The sequence below is a fragment of the Paenibacillus pectinilyticus genome, from assembly GCF_001700435.1.
GTDB lineage: Bacteria > Bacillota > Bacilli > Paenibacillales > NBRC-103111 > Paenibacillus_E > Paenibacillus_E pectinilyticus.
The window spans coordinates 511534-527730 of sequence record NZ_LYPC01000014.1 but is presented as its reverse complement, the minus strand read 5'-3'; the positions used below and the strand labels follow the sequence as shown (position 1 = coordinate 527730).

15 protein-coding genes are annotated in these 16197 nt (G+C 43.6%); 2 read left to right on the top strand and 13 right to left on the bottom strand.

What is annotated here, in order from left to right; translation table 11 throughout:
* Positions 1-19: 19 nt before the first annotated feature.
* The 7 genes from A8709_RS09600 to A8709_RS09570 all read right to left on the bottom strand — a co-directional run bounded on the left by A8709_RS09600 (position 20) and on the right by A8709_RS09570 (position 8405).
* Entirely contained in the window at positions 20-910 is an 891-nt protein-coding gene (locus tag A8709_RS09600) for a carbohydrate ABC transporter permease (protein ID WP_065852138.1), read from the bottom strand.
* Between the two features lie 15 nt (positions 911-925).
* Positions 926-1840, bottom strand: a complete 915-nt coding sequence (locus A8709_RS09595) for an ABC transporter permease (RefSeq protein ID WP_065852137.1) — start codon at positions 1838-1840, stop codon at positions 926-928.
* A gap of 196 nt (positions 1841-2036) precedes the next feature.
* Positions 2037-4343, bottom strand: coding sequence for a helix-turn-helix domain-containing protein (locus A8709_RS09590; RefSeq protein WP_065852136.1), 2307 nt, complete (start codon positions 4341-4343; stop codon positions 2037-2039).
* 422 nt (positions 4344-4765) lie between these two features.
* Positions 4766-5680: a sugar phosphate isomerase/epimerase family protein gene (locus tag A8709_RS09585; RefSeq protein WP_065852135.1), complete on the bottom strand. Its 915-nt coding sequence runs from the start codon at positions 5678-5680 to the stop codon at positions 4766-4768.
* A gap of 18 nt (positions 5681-5698) precedes the next feature.
* Positions 5699-6022 carry a MocE family 2Fe-2S type ferredoxin gene (locus A8709_RS09580; protein WP_065852134.1) on the bottom strand — a complete coding sequence of 108 codons (324 nt, stop codon included), beginning with the start codon at positions 6020-6022 and terminating at the stop codon, positions 5699-5701.
* Positions 6023-6049: 27 nt separating this feature from the next.
* Positions 6050-7264 (bottom strand): formaldehyde dehydrogenase, glutathione-independent, encoded by a 1215-nt coding sequence (gene fdhA, locus A8709_RS09575; protein WP_065852133.1) that lies wholly within the window; start codon positions 7262-7264, stop codon positions 6050-6052.
* A gap of 22 nt (positions 7265-7286) precedes the next feature.
* Positions 7287-8405, bottom strand: coding sequence for a fatty acid desaturase family protein (locus A8709_RS09570; protein ID WP_065852132.1), 1119 nt, complete (start codon positions 8403-8405; stop codon positions 7287-7289).
* 138 nt (positions 8406-8543) lie between these two features.
* Between A8709_RS09570 and A8709_RS34040 the strand changes: the two genes are divergently transcribed.
* Positions 8544-9497: a hypothetical protein gene (locus A8709_RS34040; RefSeq protein WP_141692474.1), complete on the top strand. Its 954-nt coding sequence runs from the start codon at positions 8544-8546 to the stop codon at positions 9495-9497.
* Here the strand turns inward: A8709_RS34040 and A8709_RS09560 are convergent.
* From A8709_RS09560 to A8709_RS09540, 5 genes are all read right to left on the bottom strand, one after another.
* Positions 9454-10161 (bottom strand): hypothetical protein, encoded by a 708-nt coding sequence (locus A8709_RS09560; protein WP_084224788.1) that lies wholly within the window; start codon positions 10159-10161, stop codon positions 9454-9456. The two genes, A8709_RS34040 and A8709_RS09560, sit on opposite strands and share 44 nt — an antisense overlap.
* A 92-nt stretch (positions 10162-10253) precedes the next feature.
* Complete coding sequence (locus A8709_RS09555; protein WP_065852130.1) at positions 10254-11150, bottom strand: AraC family transcriptional regulator; 897 nt, start codon at positions 11148-11150, stop codon at positions 10254-10256.
* Positions 11151-11211: 61 nt separating this feature from the next.
* Positions 11212-12003: an alpha/beta hydrolase gene (locus A8709_RS09550; protein WP_065852129.1), complete on the bottom strand. Its 792-nt coding sequence runs from the start codon at positions 12001-12003 to the stop codon at positions 11212-11214.
* Positions 12000-12737 carry an SDR family oxidoreductase gene (locus A8709_RS09545; RefSeq protein ID WP_065852128.1) on the bottom strand — a complete coding sequence of 246 codons (738 nt, stop codon included), beginning with the start codon at positions 12735-12737 and terminating at the stop codon, positions 12000-12002. Before A8709_RS09545 ends, A8709_RS09550 begins: the two co-directional genes overlap by 4 nt.
* Entirely contained in the window at positions 12734-14107 is a 1374-nt protein-coding gene (locus A8709_RS09540) for a hypothetical protein (protein ID WP_065852127.1), read from the bottom strand. The genes A8709_RS09545 and A8709_RS09540 overlap by 4 nt, the downstream gene beginning before the upstream one ends.
* A 131-nt stretch (positions 14108-14238) precedes the next feature.
* On the opposite strand from A8709_RS09540, the gene A8709_RS09535 reads away from it, so the two are divergent.
* Positions 14239-15147 carry an AraC family transcriptional regulator gene (locus A8709_RS09535; RefSeq protein WP_065852126.1) on the top strand — a complete coding sequence of 303 codons (909 nt, stop codon included), beginning with the start codon at positions 14239-14241 and terminating at the stop codon, positions 15145-15147.
* A gap of 10 nt (positions 15148-15157) precedes the next feature.
* Here the strand turns inward: A8709_RS09535 and A8709_RS09530 are convergent, their stop codons facing one another.
* On the bottom strand, positions 15158-16186 hold the full coding sequence (locus A8709_RS09530; protein WP_065852125.1) for a DUF4432 family protein: 1029 nt from the start codon (positions 16184-16186) through the stop codon (positions 15158-15160).
* Positions 16187-16197: the final 11 nt, after the last annotated feature.

Sequence of the window (16197 nt, the reverse complement as noted above, 5' to 3'; positions counted from 1 at the left end):
TTTGATAACGAATCGTTTTTTAACCTTTGATGGAGCCAACGGTTAGACCGCTGATGAAAAATCTCTGGAACATTGGGAAAATAAACATCATCGGACCTGCTGCAAGAACAGCCATTGCCATCCTTGACGATAAAGCTGGGAAGTCTGCAAGATTAAAATCGACATTCACCGATGAAATGTTATTCGATAAAAATTCAATCGAGCTCATGATGCGGTAAAGTAACAATTGTAACGGAATTAACTTCTGATTATCGATAAATAATAAGCCAAGCCACCAGTCGTTCCAATATTGGAAGGAAATGAACAGGCCGATTGTGACAAGCGCAGGTATAGATAATGGAAGCACCATGGTGAAGAATATACGCCATTCATTTGCTCCGTCGATTTTGGCCGACTCGAAGATTTCTAATGGAAGCTTATCCAGGAACCCTTTCATAACAAGAACAAAAAACGGGCTCAGCAAGTACGGCACGATTAGCGCCCAAATGGTATCCTTCAAGTGCAAATACTGCGATATCATAATGTAAAATGGAACAAGTCCACCGCTGAATAACGTTGTAAAGAATACGTACAGTGTCATGATTCTTCTGTAACGATAATCGCGTCGCGACATCGTATACGCTGTGAGAGTCGTAAAGAGTAATCCAATGGATGTCCCTACGAGTGTTACGAAGATGGTGACCCCGTAGGCACGTAATAACGCATCGGGAGCATGAAGGATAATTTCATAAGCTTTCGTACTGAAAACCTGAGGAAATAAATGATAGCCATGTGCTAATAGCGATTTTTCTTCTGTAAACGATATGGAAATGACGAGAATAAGAGGTACAATAAGCGCCAGCGACAATATACAGAATAGCACATTAATGATATTGCCTGGCCAGTTCACTTTGCTGCTTTCTGTTTGCATATATGTAACACCTCCCTACCAAAGCGCATTGTCTGAGTTAATTTTTTTGATAATCCAGTTGGACAACAGCACTAGAATGAATCCGACAACAGATTGATATAGCCCGATAGCTGTAGACATCCCAATATCCCCTACTACACGCAGTGATCGGTATACATACGTATCGATAACATCGGTTGCGTTGTACAAGAAGCTCGTATCGTTCGGAATAAAATAGAATAATCCGAAATCTGCACGGAAGATACCACCAATCGCAACAATGAGCAGGATAATAATAAGTGGCGTCAGTAATGGTATTGTAATCTTGCGAATCATCTGCCATTTGGAAGCGCCGTCAATCTTAGCTGCCTCATAATAACTGGAGTCAATGGAGAGAATACCTGCATAGTAGATCAGCGTTGAGAAGCCCACGCCTTTCCAGATTTGCGTCAAAATGATTATGAATGGCCAGTACTTTGCTTGTTCATACCATTTGATTGGTTGATCACCAAGTGACTGCAGCATGACGTTCATGAACCCGTTCTTGTGATCCAGAAACCCGAAAACGATATACCCGACCACAACCCACGATAAGAAATAGGGTAGAAACAAGGTCGTTTGATGCAGCTTAATCCATTTTCGAGGGATTTCATTCAACAAAATCGCAAATGTTAGCGCAAACAATAAGGTTAGTACAATAAAACTCATGTTATAAAGAATCGTGTTGCGTGTCACTGTAAAAGCGCTATCCGATTTAAAAAAGAAGGCAAAGTTTTTAAATCCGATCCATTCACTCCCCCAAATCCCTAAATCGTATCGATATTGTTTAAAGGCAATTACGAGACCGAGCATGGGCAAATAATTGAAAATTAGTTTATACAGGATTGCTGGTAATGACATGACGAACAATTCCTGATTACGTTTGAAGTGCTTCCACTCCTGTTTCAGCATTTGCTTTCCTCCCTGCGGTGTTTAACCGTCGTTGTATGCCCTTATTATTAGGGAAATACCATGCACTTAACTACTGTAAAAATCAAAAAACACTCCACTTTTGTCCCGTACAATCCCGAAAACACTGTGTTTCCGACCAAAATAGGCAAAAAAAAAAGCTTCCCAGTACTTCCGTACCTAGAAAGCCATACTATTTCTACTCCTGAACGACTGTTTTAAAGCGATATTCTTTCGGTGTGATGCCGAATTTCTTCTTAAATAACTTGAAAAAGTAGCTCTCATTGTTATATCCGACCATTTCCATGATGCGAGTAATGCTGTAATCTTTGGTCTCAAGCAATTCGAGAGCCTTACGCAAGCGAAAATCATTAATATACTCGCTAATAGACATCGATTCATGCAATCTAAATTTATTACTGACATGGGCCGAAGATAATTTCATTGCAGCCGCTATGCTTTGAAGGCTCAAATTCAAGTCCCTGTATTGTAATTCAATCATTTCTTTCACTGTATCCGTTAAGATTTGATTCGACTGTTCTTTCGCGTCCTGTGATCGCTGCTTCTGAATGTCTTGGAAAATGGCCAAAAACAAATCAAACATCGGTTCTAATGTTTCTTGTTTCATGATGTACTGCACTTGCTGCTTAAAGTCTAAGCTGACTTGTCTAACAGTTCGACTATTCATTTCACGAACGTTATTCTCAATTAACGCGAGTAAGTGCAGAATCGCATACATGATATTGTTAAAATGCATGACTTTCATTTGTTGGAACAATTGAAACAAATGATCCTGGAAATCTTTCTCTTGCCCGGACTTTATGGCTTCCGTAAGTTTCTTTTCCGCATCAGTAGGAAATTGAAAAGTTACATTTTCATTATTATGCCCCACAAGATCTGGCGTGATGATGCTTCCTTTACCGAAGATAATCCGATAAGACGCATTCTCTATAGTAAAACTATATTGTTGGGAAACTTCTTGATATCTTTCAACCCTTTCACCGATCGATATCGTAATGGAGAGTCGGTAATATTGTAGAAGTGTTTGCTGAAGTTCTTTTAAAGTGTGTGTCAATGAATGAAGTTGATCGCCTTGAGACTCATTCGCACCGCCAACGAGTAAGACGAAGTGATCATTGAGCATCGGAACCACTTCGCACTTCACGCTTTTAGACACAAGTTCCTTGGTAATATTGGCGATTGCAAACTTATATAAGCTCTTCTCACCTTCGCTCGCATTTGATTCGAATTCAACAAAATCATCAATTAACAGCACACATACGCGGAGTTCTTCATTAAAATCAATTTCCCAATTGACTTGTTCCATCTCTTCTGGCGTAGGCAAGCTCGCGTCGGAAATCAGTCTCCGCAAAGCAAATGTTTTCAATGCGTCCCGGTTCATATGCTCTTCGGACTCATGCTTGACTAATTGATGCATAGCATCTTGAAATGCTGTGGAAATAAACTTTAATTCATCCACATCTGAATGATCATCCGCTCCTTTACGGCGGTTGGAGGTCACTTGGTTTAACAAATGTTCAATTGGACGGTACAAGCGGTAGGCAATGAACAGAGAGCCCGCGATAGACAGAATTAAAAATCCAATGATAATGACTAAGGAGATTACTCGCATATTGCTTAGTTTACTCGATACCACCTCATAAGGCTGAACACTTGCAATGACCCAGTCGTTTTTATTGGATGCCATAAAGCTCAGAATCGACTTGCTTTCACCTGAGCCATAAACGAGATAATCCTGTGTTACACCGGACTTCACTTTGTCACGGATAATCGATTCGATACTGTCCATTGACGTAACATTGGCAGTGTGCTGATCTTGGATAGGAATTCCGGATTTGTCAGTAATAAAAATAGAGCCGCGCAATTCATCTGTTATCTTATTCATATTCGTTAAGTTATCAAAGAGCCAGGTTGGTTTAATCGTAACGATCAGTTTACTCCCGGACTTACTGTCATAAATAAACATCGATAAGGCTGGAAGTGACATTTTTTCATTAAATAGGGGAACAAAAGTGAGTATGGGTATATTGGTCTGTGAATGGATATATTGATCAATAAGACCATTCATCCCATCATCCTGGCAATTCAGACTACTCAAAGTGGAGTAATAACAGCCCGTTTTTGCGTTGTAGATCGTAATATTTTGCAAAAAAGAGGAGTTAAACACCGTTTTTTCCAATCTGTTCAACTTTTGGGCGAGCTCGCCTTTATCCATCACATCGATATTGGATAGATAGACGACATCAGGATCAAAATAGGTAGAAACCGTAATGTTTTTTACCGTATCATGCATATAGTCGATATTGTATTTGATTTGGGATAGCACCTTTAAGTCCGCTTGCTGCTGCATTTGCAGCATGGATTTATCGGAGTTGTAATATAGAAGCAACGTGCTTCCTGATAAAAAAACAACCATAAGTACGGTAATAGAAAGCAGCATTCGCAACAGATATTTTCTTGATTTATACAATCGAAATATATTCATCTTGGTTCACCCTTTACTAAGAGGATCAATTTCTACTAGGAGTCATTCATTATAAAATAACTTATGAAATAATAATAGTATTTTAGATAGGTTCCCATTCTATTAATAAGACATATATGCATGAATATCTACTGTAACTATTAAAAAAAACTATACTTTTTCTGATTTAGTGCAAAATGACAACACAACAGATACAAGTTCTAAGACTTGTACCTACAAAATGGCCTACTTACCATTGTGTTGTGTGCTTCCATAATATAGGTACACCATTAACCACAAACTCGCCCCATGATTTTAAAACGCGTCCATTCCATCATGACAAAGCCTTGTCAATTTTTTTGAGAAAGCAAAGAGCCCTACGAATTCTCGTAAGGCTCTCTCCTTTGTTTCATTTATTTATGTCAAGTCACTCCGCCAACCAGCTATCCCGAAACCTCACAAACCGCTTCTCCAGCTTGTGCTTGCCTCCACTGCTCCTCAATGATTCTTTTGAACAGTAACGCTTGCTGCCATCGGTCGGAAACTTCATGTTCCTGCCCTCGTTCGTCTAGGTAGGTCATTGCATAAAAGTTCGGCGGTCCAAGCTCTGTGCAAAATGGGAATAAATCTCCTGGCTTCGCTTGTTTAAGCCAATGTCCCATGCCTTTACGCCACCAACGTGTAAAATGCTCCAGCATAGGATGATCGCCATCCAGACCGATATCTACCTGAACTTGTTCACCACTCGAGACACGTGCATGCATACCCGCTGACCGCGACAGAATTTTATCAAAAAAAGCTTCAACCTTCTCATTTGTTCCTTGGATCTCACCCGCTACGACATAATGCGATAAGTCGATCATCAGTTTGAGATTCGGAAGCGTATCTACATATCCGGCTGTACGGATTAAATCTTGTGTAACCGTTCCTCGGTGTGTCTCGATAAAATGCGGAATTTGGAATTCATCTGAAACCTTTAACAAGCCATCTAGTAACTGAACAGCTTCTTTATCAATGACGAAGGAGTCGAGTACCTGCGAGTTGATATACTGCACTCGGCCAAAATCATTAGCAGCCGTCATAATATCAATTAAATCTTGTGGCTTGGTAGGGAAGGCAATCGCGCTAAAACTTAGCTTATAGCGGTCAAGTAAACGGTGCCACAAGTCCATCTCTTCCTTGGAAGGCAATAAATAACTTACACCTGTGAAGCCCGCTTCTGCGATTTTCTCAAACTTCTGTTCTAATGACCATTCCTTACCGTTCTCTCCCAATCCGATCATGGCCCAAATGGCTTGTTGAACATCCAATCTGGGTGGATGGAGGGATCCATCATTAATCCGATTCCAATGACTCATGCTTATCTCCTTTGCTCCTCAGTCAATCTTGATGAAGATCTTGTCATCTTCAATCTTGACAGGATAAGTCATCAGATCAACACATACTGGCCTACGTTTTGCCGCCCCCGTTGTGTAGTCAAACCGACCATTATGTTTCGGACATTCAATCATGTTACCCATCACGAGCCCATCGGATAAATGAAATTTCTCATGAGTGCAATAACCATCCGTCGCGTAGAAATCACTTTTGGCCGTGCGATATATAGCAAACGTACGATTGCCATGATCGAATCGGATGACATCTTCTTCATCAATCTCATCAACTTCACAAGCTTCTATCCAACCTTCTAAATGCTGCATATGTACCTCCAAGTATTTCATGTTGGTTTATTTAACAAGACCGTGAGGATCGATCACAAATTTTCTTGAAACACCGCGATCAAAATCTTGATACGCTTGTGGAGCCGCATCCAGCGAAATAAGCGTAGCATTCACCGCTTTGGCAATTTGAGCTCTGCCGCTGAGAATCGCCATCATTAAGTCTCTGTTGTATTGCATAACTGGCGTTTGACCTGTAACCAATGTATGAGATTTGGCCCATCCGAGGCCGATGCGGATTTTCAGCGTTCCTACTTTGGAGTCCTCATCCACAGCGCCTGGATCCCCGGTTACATACAATCCTGGAATACCTAGACGGCCACCTGCTCGCGTAATTTCCATGATGGAGTTAAGCACCGTAGCTGGTGCTTCGCCATGATCCTTCCCGTGTCCGCTAGCTTCAAAACCGACACAGTCAATTGCACAGTCCACTTCAGGTACGCCGAGGATTTGGTCGATTTGTTCAGACAAGTTAGGATGCTCACGCAAATTGACCGTTTCGCAGCCAAAGCTTCTCGCTTGTGCTAAGCGTTCTGCATTCAAGTCGCCGACAATGACAACAGCGGCACCGAGCAACTGTGCGGAGTGCGCTGCCGCAAGTCCTACAGGGCCAGCTCCCGCAACGTAAACAGTTGAACCTGGTCGAACGCCTGCGCTTACCGCACCGTGATAACCCGTAGGGAAAATATCCGAGAGCATCGTTAGATCAAGAATTTTCTCCATCGCTTTCTCTTTATCCGGGAACTTCAACAATTGGAAATCGGCATAAGGCACCATGACATACTCCGATTGCCCGCCTACCCATCCTCCCATATCTACATATCCATAAGCAGAACCTGGGCGATCCGGATTGACGTTTAAGCACACATTCGTATTCCGTTCTTTACAGCTGCGGCAACGGCCGCATGCAATGTTAAAAGGAACCGAGACCAAATCTCCTTTTTTAATAAATTCAACATCACGTCCTACTTCAATAACTTCCCCTGTAATTTCATGGCCTAAAATGAGACCTGATGGTGCAGTTGTCCGGCCACGAACCATGTGCTGATCGCTGCCGCAGATGTTTGTAGTGATTACTTTTAGAATGACACCATGCTCGCATTTCCGGCCAACGTTTAACGGATTAACGCCTGGACCATCTTTAAGCACTAATTCTGGATAATCTGTATTACGCACCTCAACGATTCCTGGTTTACTGTAGACAACTGCTCGGTTTCCACCCATGTTCTCATCTTCCCCTCAAAAGTTAATTGATCATTGCTTGTGGTACCGTACTCACTTTAGAAGACACTGATTGCTCAGTTTGTACGCCATAATAATACGGATTAGCTGTAGATGGCAGAGGACGATCAACTACGTATTGTGGATCTTTCTTCTGTTTAATCAACGCTGCAATGACTTCTTTGAGAGCTGCCCATAGACTCGGACTTGGTGCTGGATAATCAAACATCAATTCTTTATGCAGGGCAGGTAAAGCATGATAGGGAATCATCGGAAACATGTGATGCTCGATATGATAATTCATGTTCCAGTAAAGGAATCTTGTTAATGGATTCAAATAAATCGTCCGCGTATTTAACCGATGATCGAGTACATCTTCACGCAGTCCCAAATGCTGGGCTAATCCTACTAGTAGCAGGAGAATGGGACCATAAAAGGTTGGAAGACCCACGAACATCAGCGGTAAGATGCTGCCAATTTGGATCGACCAAATAATGAAGCCGAGTAAGATCAACACCCAGAGACGTGAAACCCAGATCGCTTTCTTATATTCGGACTCAGGCACATAATCCTGCTCTGACGGTTTCAGCTTTCCGAAACTGTGTAGAATGATGCTTTTGAGATCTCTAGATCCGCCATAAATATGAATGATTTCTCCAAAAATGATACGCCAAACCGGTGGTCTTGTCATCGCAATCTCCGGATCGCGTCCAACGATATACGTATCCGTGTGGTGACGAGCATGACTCCATCGCCAAGGCGTTGGCGGCCTTAAATCCATGAATGAGGCAATTTGATAGAGCGCATCATTCATCCAAGGTGTTTTAAATGCTGTACCATGTCCGCATTCGTGCCATCTGGAATCGGCCATCGAGGCATAACTCACGCCATATACGATAAAGGCCGGTACTGCCCACCAAGTTCCCCATGTATAATATGCAAGTATCCCCGTGCCTATGAGCCAAGCAAACATAATGATCGTATCGCGAATGGCAGGTCCATCTTTACGCTTCATGAGTTCCTTAAGCCGCTTCCGTGGAATTGGACTCATGTACCATTCCGCAGCAACTAATCCTTTATCCTGTGCCCGCTTATTCTCGGGTCCTGTAAGCGAATAATCCCTTTTTGTATAGGCATTAGCCACTGTATTTCCTCCTTATTTATCATGTGTTAGCGCTTACTAATATGATAATCGTTGAGGTACGTATTGTCTTTGAAGCAACAAGACACATGCTTGCACTATTCGGACATTTTTGATCCAAAATAAACAATTCAACACACTATGGATCTTCTAGCGTCTGATGGTGCGTTTGTTGCGCCATACATTCAGAAGCTGGTTTATCCAGCATCAGATGGTGGGTTTGTTGCACCACATATACTGAAGCTGGGATATCCAGCGTTAGATGGTGCGTTTGTTGCTCCACACTTACAGAAGCTGGGATATCCAGCGTTAGATGGGGCGTTTGTTGCTCCACACTTACAGACGCTGGAATATCCAGCGTCAGATGGTGCGTTACTAGCACCACACTTACAGAAGCTGGTTTATCCAGCGTCAGATGGGGCGTTTGTTGCACCACATATACTGAAGCTGGGATATCCAGCTTCAGATGGGGCGTTACTTGCACCACGCATTCAGAAGCTGGGATATCCAGCGTCAGATGGGGCGTTACTTGCTCCATACATTCAGAAGCTGGGATATCCAGCGTCAGATGGGGCGTTTGTTGCTCCACACTTACAGACGCTGGAATATCCAGCGTTAGATGGGGCGGTACTTGCACCACACATTCAGACGCTGGTATATCCAGCGTTAGATGGTGCGTTTGTTGCGCCACACTTACAGACGCTGGGATATCCAGCGTCAGATGGTGCGTTACTAGCACCACACTTACAGAGGCTGGATTACCCAGCGTCAGATGGTGCGTTAGTTGCACCACGCATACTGAAGCTGGGATATCCAGCGTCAGATGAGGCGTTACTTGCACCACACATTCAGACGCTGGGATATCCAGCGTCAGATTGGGCGTTTGTTGCTCCACACTTACAGAAGCTGGGATATCCAGCGTTAGAAGGTGCGTTACTTGCACCACACATTCAGACGCTGGAATATCCAGCGTCAGACGGCGGTCTAGTTACACATCTCTTTCCAATGCTGGTAAATCCAGCGTCAATCACCATATCCGCGGTTAACCCAGCTAACCGTTGGTTCTTCCCGAAGATTTTGCCCGATATCGCATAATCTTCTTTCCTTCTCTGGATGCAGGAAGAATTAATCCTTTGAGAACAAGTGATTTAAGATATTTAGTGGATGTTTCTCGGTTAATTCGGAGCGCCTTAGCTACTGATATTGGCGTGACCAGGTCGTCTTGGTTTTCAACCCATTTCCAAACAGCATATTCGGTAGGAATTAATTGGAGTAGATGTTTCGTATCATCCAAACCCCATTTCGCTGCTGCTTGCATGATCGTCTGTTGACATTTGCGGGGATTGTACTTAATATCATCCAACGAAAACCGTAAAACTTTCCAATCGTCCAAGACGAGGTCGTTATGCCGATGTAAATTGTCATCGTATTGCTTACGATCAATGTTGCGAAAATGTGTTCCATACGGGTCAATCTCGATGCACACGCGCGTAACGTTGATGATGAATGCAAAATCCAAGAACCGCCAGCCATCCTTAAAGTCCCGAAGCTCAAACTCAGCGAATAAAAGTCGAAAGTTACCGAATGCTGGCCACCATACATCCTTTAAGAACAGAGTTTCCGCGTACCGCTTCTCACTAAGCAGCCTTCTTCTCCTCTCTCCCTTGCTCCCCTTGACTTGCTCTTCCATAAACCTTGTGTAAGCATGCGTGAATGACTCGTCCGAATTCAACAGCTCCTTTATTGACTCTATCTTCATCTGCCTCCTAGAAATAAAATAGCCGCCTGCACGGTTCTATGAACCGGTAACAGACGGCGTGTGCTTCACTACCTCATATCATAATAACACAATCAACTGATTGGTAGCTCCGACAATTGGGATTTGCGAAACTTGCCAGGGGGCACGCCGATTTTTCGATTAAAAACCCTTGTATAATAGTGCACGGATTCAAAGCCTGTTTCCTGCGCGATATGGCTTAAAGTCCAGTCCGTTTCTCGCAGAAGTTCCATGGACTTCCTCACCCTGCGTTCTTGCACATAATGGGAGAATGATTGCCCAATTTGCTTGGCAAACAAGCGCGATAAGTGTCTCTCCGTTATGTTCAGATAAGCCGACAACTGCTGGATACTTAGCGATGAAGAAAGATTATCATCGATAAATAGCTTTGCTCTTTGTAAATAGTAGGATGAAATTTGTTGGTGCTCTGGAGCTTCATCCGTCACACTCCCCTCTACAAATTCACTGCAGAAAGAAACAAGCAACGCATAGGCATAACAGCGAATCAGCTCTTTCGTCATGGCACGATCCTGCATACAAATCGCGAATAGCATGCGCCAAGTCTGCGCAGATACGGTATCGTCAGCCATTGGCACGATAATTTTATTACCATTCATCATGTGCAGATAGCGATGTAAGCTTGTTTCGGTCGAACAAGAATCGTCTACTTCGAATGCAACATAGTATAGTTCGATGCCTTTCTCACTTTTTATTTGATGCCATTTCCCAGGCAATGAACAAAATAATGTCCCTACCTGTAACGGATACGTTTCGCCCGACTCCAAGTAGAACCCCTCACCCGCCAATACATAGCAAACTTCAAAGAAGGAATGCCGATGTAAGGGATTATCAAAATGCTCCGGCACGGCTCCCCAATAATGCACCTTGAAGCCTAAATCTTCCCCCTGCAAATTAACTGCGGTTTCATTTAGGATACGACTCATCTTTTTGTAATCCGATTTAGCTGCCATGGAGTTCTCCCGAAACTTTAATTTTGCGCGTTTTCGCAATTATATAACAAATAAAGAGACCTCAAGAAGAGGACTCTTTCATCATATTGAAATGAAAAATCAAATGTTCTTTCATATGCTCACGCCAATAATCCCACGTATGTGCGCCTGGATATTCCTCATAGGAATGCGAAACGCTATCCCCCTCCAACCGTTCATGCAACTGACGATTCATTTGAATATAACGATCTTCTACACCGCAATCCCATTTAAGCTTAGGAAGGTCCTTACCGGGAGGAATGGACATGGTTAAGGGTGATACTTCCTCCGTTCTATTCCCATCCGATTGAAAAATGCGAGAAAAATCTTCAGAACCAATCAGTTCACCAAGCTCCTGGATATCGAAGAATCCGCTTAAGCTGGAGGCCGAAGCAAATCGCGCTGGGTGCGCGAACGCCAACCGAATAGAAGCATATCCCCCCATAGATAAACCACTAATCGCACGTGTTTCCTTTGTTCCGCCTACGTTCCACTTCTCTTCAATATGCGGAATCAAGTCTTCCAACAAATAATCTTCATAGAGATGTGGTCCACCGCTATCCCAATTCAGATACCCCGTTCCGATGGCGGTCAATCCATCCGACGGCATAAGAACCGCCATCGGACCCATTTTCTGCTCATCCAGCAATGCCTGCATCGATTGCATGACTTGACCTTGTTCCGTCCAATCAATTTCAGAACCGTGTACGCCATGCAGCAAAATCAATAAGGGCAGTCGACCGACTGGACGCGGTTCTGGCAGTAAGAGACGATAGACGCGACGTGAACCTAACGCCTCAGATTGAATCATATCCGAATGCAGCCTTAGTCTCATTGTTCAAATTCCTGCAACGTAAAATTCGCGTCTCTCATCGAGCGAAGCACAATCTCATGCGTCACACAGTTATCGTCCATTTGAATGACGGAGACAATAGCATTTGCCACATCGTCAGGTGTCAAATATTTCTCGACAGGAGATTTTTGCTCGCGCGCGATATCCCAGAACCCTGTGTTTACTCCACCTGGATAAATCCCAGAAACACGAACATTGAATTGCGCTGCTTCCTCTTGAAGGGCTTGCGTAAATCCTCTTACAGCAAATTTCGTACCGCAATAGACGGATTCCGTAGGCACTCCAGTTAAGCCAGCTGTTGAAATGATATTGATAATATGGCCTGCACGCTGCTCTTGCATGGAACGAAGTGCATACTTGCAGCCAAGAATGGTGCCCTTATAATTTACGTCCATCATCCAATCGATATCCGCTTCCGTATATTCAGTAATCAGCTTATGCCTAGCAACGCCTGCATTATTGATCCAAACAGCAATCGGTCCAAGTCGAGATTCTGCCTCCGCTGTTAATGCCGCAATATCCACCTCAGAACGAACATCTGTCCGAATTCCGATAACACGATCCGAAGCAAGGCTTTTCACAGCTTCCTCTAAAGCCTTCTCGTCGGCATCACTAAGCATCACTTTAGCGCCTGCAGCAAGAAGTTGTTTCGCTAACGAGTAGCCAATCCCTCTTGCAGCTCCTGTAACCACACATACTTTATCCGTTAAATTCATGATGCTGTCACTCCTCCACGTGTTCTTTCTTTTCCTGCACGAATTTCAGCTAGAAAATCTGGCCACCATTCCTGCTGCTCGGATCTCTGGCTCAATCTGACTTTCTCGGCTAAGTTCCGATTCATGACGCTTTCCGCTTGCTGTTTAAGTTCTCCCATATCCTTAAATTCAGAAACTAACCATTTCCTGCCGATTTGCGCATGCAAGACTTCATCAGCCCAGTCGTAATCCTGGAACGTTTTGGCTAGTTCGTTATCCGATTCTTTGGCGACAGCCCATTCAAAATGCTTCCCGGTATCTTTCGGCATTAACCCTTGCTCAATGTACCAAAGCACAAGATGCGCCTCGAGTGGCGTTGCTGTCTTATTCAATGCCATTGTTGTTAGAAATTCTACGGGATACTTGTAAAACGCAACAGCATCCTGATACAGACCCACTTCACCCATCATCGAATGACGAGCCTCGTCCCATAACTGCCTACTCAAATCTTGATAGTAATCCCATGGCTTTCCAGTCGTTTTATAAATAATGGGCCCCATCCACTCAGGCACATCCATCTCACGGAGACGTTTAAAGAGGAGTGCATACGTTCTTTCGTCAGCAGGACGATTTTCATCAAAATAATAGTGGTCGAAATTAGCTGTTGAATTATAGCTATCTGAAAATCTCGCATCACGACGAGGCTCCACCTTCATTTCAAATGGCTGCCCATCTGAACGAGGAACTGCTAATTGCCATTCTGTTGGCTTAGCCAAGTCCCCTGAAATACCTCCTGCCGCATAAAGGAATGATTCGAGATGTTTTTGCCATGCTAAGGCGGCTTGCTGATCTTCCTCTGTTCGGATTAGGGCTTCAATAGCCGCTTCTCCCCATGAAATCATCTCTTCTTCTTCCACTAAAATCAATTTCAAGGCACGACATGTTGGCTGGTCAACTAGCGGATTGGTTTCTAATAGATGTTTTTTCAAAGAACGGACGAATTCCCGTTTGGCAACACGATAAATGCCCACCAATAGCTCCAACGTAGTTTCTGCGCGTATCACTTCACCAAAGAATGCCTCGAGCTGCGCATCAGGAACTTTATCCAAATGCAAGGGCGGTTCCCTCATCTCCGTCACCCTTTTCCGAAGTGCGGCACTATGCTCAGCGTCTAACCAAATGTGCAATCCAAAAGCACCCTTGACTTCCCATTCGGGGGTATTCGAGATATGTGCTGCGAAAATTTTCGTTAACTGCGATTCGGAATACAAGTATCTCCTAAGTAAATTCACGTTATGATCGATATCGTAACCGATTTTGCAAGCGTCTTCATAACTGCAAACACCTGCAAGCGGGATTAAACCTAAATTGTTAATATTGACTCTAGTCATCGTTAATCCTCCATTTCTTGTCTTTCAGAATTAACTTAACTATATAAGAATCATCTTAAAAAGGCATTGTGAAACCTTACTGTTTTCTTGTAAAATCTTATTATATCCACTGGTAAAAAAGGAGCTTCTCCATGAATCAATCGTTTCTTGAAGTGATCAAAAATCAACCGATCGTCCCTTATATCCGAGAATCCGACTATGCGATCAGGCAGCCTGGGTGGACGGTTCCCAACCGCAAACTTCTAGATTATTTGCTGATTTATATTCAGGAAGGTACCTGCGAATTTGAAATAGACGGTGTGACTTATACATGTGTGGAAGGCGATTTCTGTCTCATTCAACCTAATCTTCCCTGTTCATTAAAAGGAATCACTCGTACGATTACACCTTTCGCTCATTTCGATCTGTTCTATCATGCGCAGCGGGAGCATAGTTTTGCAACGAAGCCAGGACTGATTGATCTAACTGAATACCAGCATCTTGTACAACCGCGTCTGAACGACTTTGCGAATATCTCGATTCCTGTTAAGTTCCGATTCCAACACAATTCCAGCTATAAAGAATCCTTGTTAAAAATGATTGGACTTTGGCAAAACGGAGATGTCATCAGCCAACTAGAAGCTAATCATTTGCTCGAGGAAATGATTCTTGGACTGCTGAAAGAATTTAGTGATCTTCAGCAAGAAGATAAGTCGGTAAGACCCCAGTCATTGAACTGGATCACATCGTACTTTTCGATTCATCTTTCCGAACCGTTATCACTTCAAGATATGGCGAAAAGGGCTCGTCTTTCTCCTTCCCGGTTTTCCGCCCTATTCAAAAATAAATTCGGTGTTTCCCCGCATCAATATTTTTTACATTTACGTATTCAGCATGCCCAAGAGCTGCTCAAGCAAGGGGACTACACAATGGAGGATATTACGCATTTTTGTGGATTCACTGACGTTCCTCATTTTTCAAATGCATTTAAGCGAATAACGGGGACTACGCCTGGGAATTTCAGGACATCACACACAAAAGAAATAGCCCCCTTCACGTGAAGGGGGTTAGTTACATACCTATTTTTACCATCTGATAAGGTGATGCTTTCAATCGAAATGTCTTCATTTCTCTAGGGCCAATCGATCCTGCACTATCGTTACGGATGGCCTCTTCAAGCCCAAGCGTCGGGTAGCTAGAGAACGGCTCCAAACCAATATTGTAATGCCGTCCAAACCAAGGATACCCTTCGGTTGCCCCATACTCCTGCCAGTACCATAAGTACGGCATCTCAGTTCCGTCCCATTCGACGTGCATGCCCATGCCGAGATCATTGTTCTCAAGCTTGTACCATGCTTTTTCTCCAAAGCCTGTCAGGTACATCATCTCCGAAGGCGTTCCTTTAGCTGGAAGTTCGGAGATATCGATCCGCTCCCCCGACGATGCTGCAACATACGGCCATTCATATGTCGCTCCTCCTCGTGAATCCGTTATGACTCTCACATCGTTTGGAACCTTGATCCTGCACCCTGGTACTAGGAACGGTTTGCCGAAAGCAATGTGCTGCCCCCACATGTATCGCAACGGAACGTCGCTGAAATTTTCTAGCTGCTCCTCAATTAGGAGAGAAGAAGATCCACTCTCTAAAGTTAGGGTTTTGATTATCTGACAAGGAAGCTTCTTGGTCTTGACGCAGAATTGAACAGATATACGCGCAGGCGTATCTTCCATGATGTTATATTCCCACGGCATGTGGGCCACTTCCCCATGCTGTCCAAACTGTGCGCCAAGATACGTGCTAGTCGGTCCTCCATTTGGAAAAACCTCCTGCCATCCGCCTGGATAATAGTCAATAAAGGTAGAAATCGGATCAGGCGATGTCGGCAAATACGCACTTGGATTTTGCACACCATTTTCGGTTAGCCACATAAAATCGAGATCCTTAGGCTTATATAGAAACTCGAATATCTCCGTGCCTTTATCCACCAAAATGGATATCCTCACCAATTCATTTTCCAAAACAACGGTTCGCATGTCGAAATAACGGTATTGATCATGAACCCGACATCCATAATTTCGTTGAGATCTATAACTAGGCAACGTGCTTCCCC

What these genes read in the sequence shown, in the direction of transcription:
- A8709_RS09600 (WP_065852138.1), bottom strand. Translation starts at nt 910, where the DNA reads ATGCAAACAGAAAGCAGCAAAGTGAACTGGCCAGGCAATATCATTAAT.
- A8709_RS09595 (WP_065852137.1), bottom strand. Translation starts at nt 1,840, where the DNA reads ATGCTGAAACAGGAGTGGAAGCACTTCAAACGTAATCAGGAATTGTTC.
- A8709_RS09590 (WP_065852136.1), bottom strand. Translation starts at nt 4,343, where the DNA reads ATGAATATATTTCGATTGTATAAATCAAGAAAATATCTGTTGCGAATG.
- A8709_RS09585 (WP_065852135.1), bottom strand. Translation starts at nt 5,680, where the DNA reads ATGAGTCATTGGAATCGGATTAATGATGGATCCCTCCATCCACCCAGA.
- A8709_RS09580 (WP_065852134.1), bottom strand. Translation starts at nt 6,022, where the DNA reads ATGCAGCATTTAGAAGGTTGGATAGAAGCTTGTGAAGTTGATGAGATT.
- fdhA (WP_065852133.1), bottom strand. Translation starts at nt 7,264, where the DNA reads ATGGGTGGAAACCGAGCAGTTGTCTACAGTAAACCAGGAATCGTTGAG.
- A8709_RS34040 (WP_141692474.1), top strand. Translation starts at nt 8,544, where the DNA reads ATGGATCTTCTAGCGTCTGATGGTGCGTTTGTTGCGCCATACATTCAG.
- A8709_RS09560 (WP_084224788.1), bottom strand. Translation starts at nt 10,161, where the DNA reads ATGAAGATAGAGTCAATAAAGGAGCTGTTGAATTCGGACGAGTCATTC.
- A8709_RS09555 (WP_065852130.1), bottom strand. Translation starts at nt 11,150, where the DNA reads ATGGCAGCTAAATCGGATTACAAAAAGATGAGTCGTATCCTAAATGAA.
- A8709_RS09550 (WP_065852129.1), bottom strand. Translation starts at nt 12,003, where the DNA reads ATGAGACTAAGGCTGCATTCGGATATGATTCAATCTGAGGCGTTAGGT.
- A8709_RS09545 (WP_065852128.1), bottom strand. Translation starts at nt 12,737, where the DNA reads ATGAATTTAACGGATAAAGTATGTGTGGTTACAGGAGCTGCAAGAGGG.
- A8709_RS09540 (WP_065852127.1), bottom strand. Translation starts at nt 14,107, where the DNA reads ATGACTAGAGTCAATATTAACAATTTAGGTTTAATCCCGCTTGCAGGT.
- A8709_RS09535 (WP_065852126.1), top strand. Translation starts at nt 14,239, where the DNA reads ATGAATCAATCGTTTCTTGAAGTGATCAAAAATCAACCGATCGTCCCT.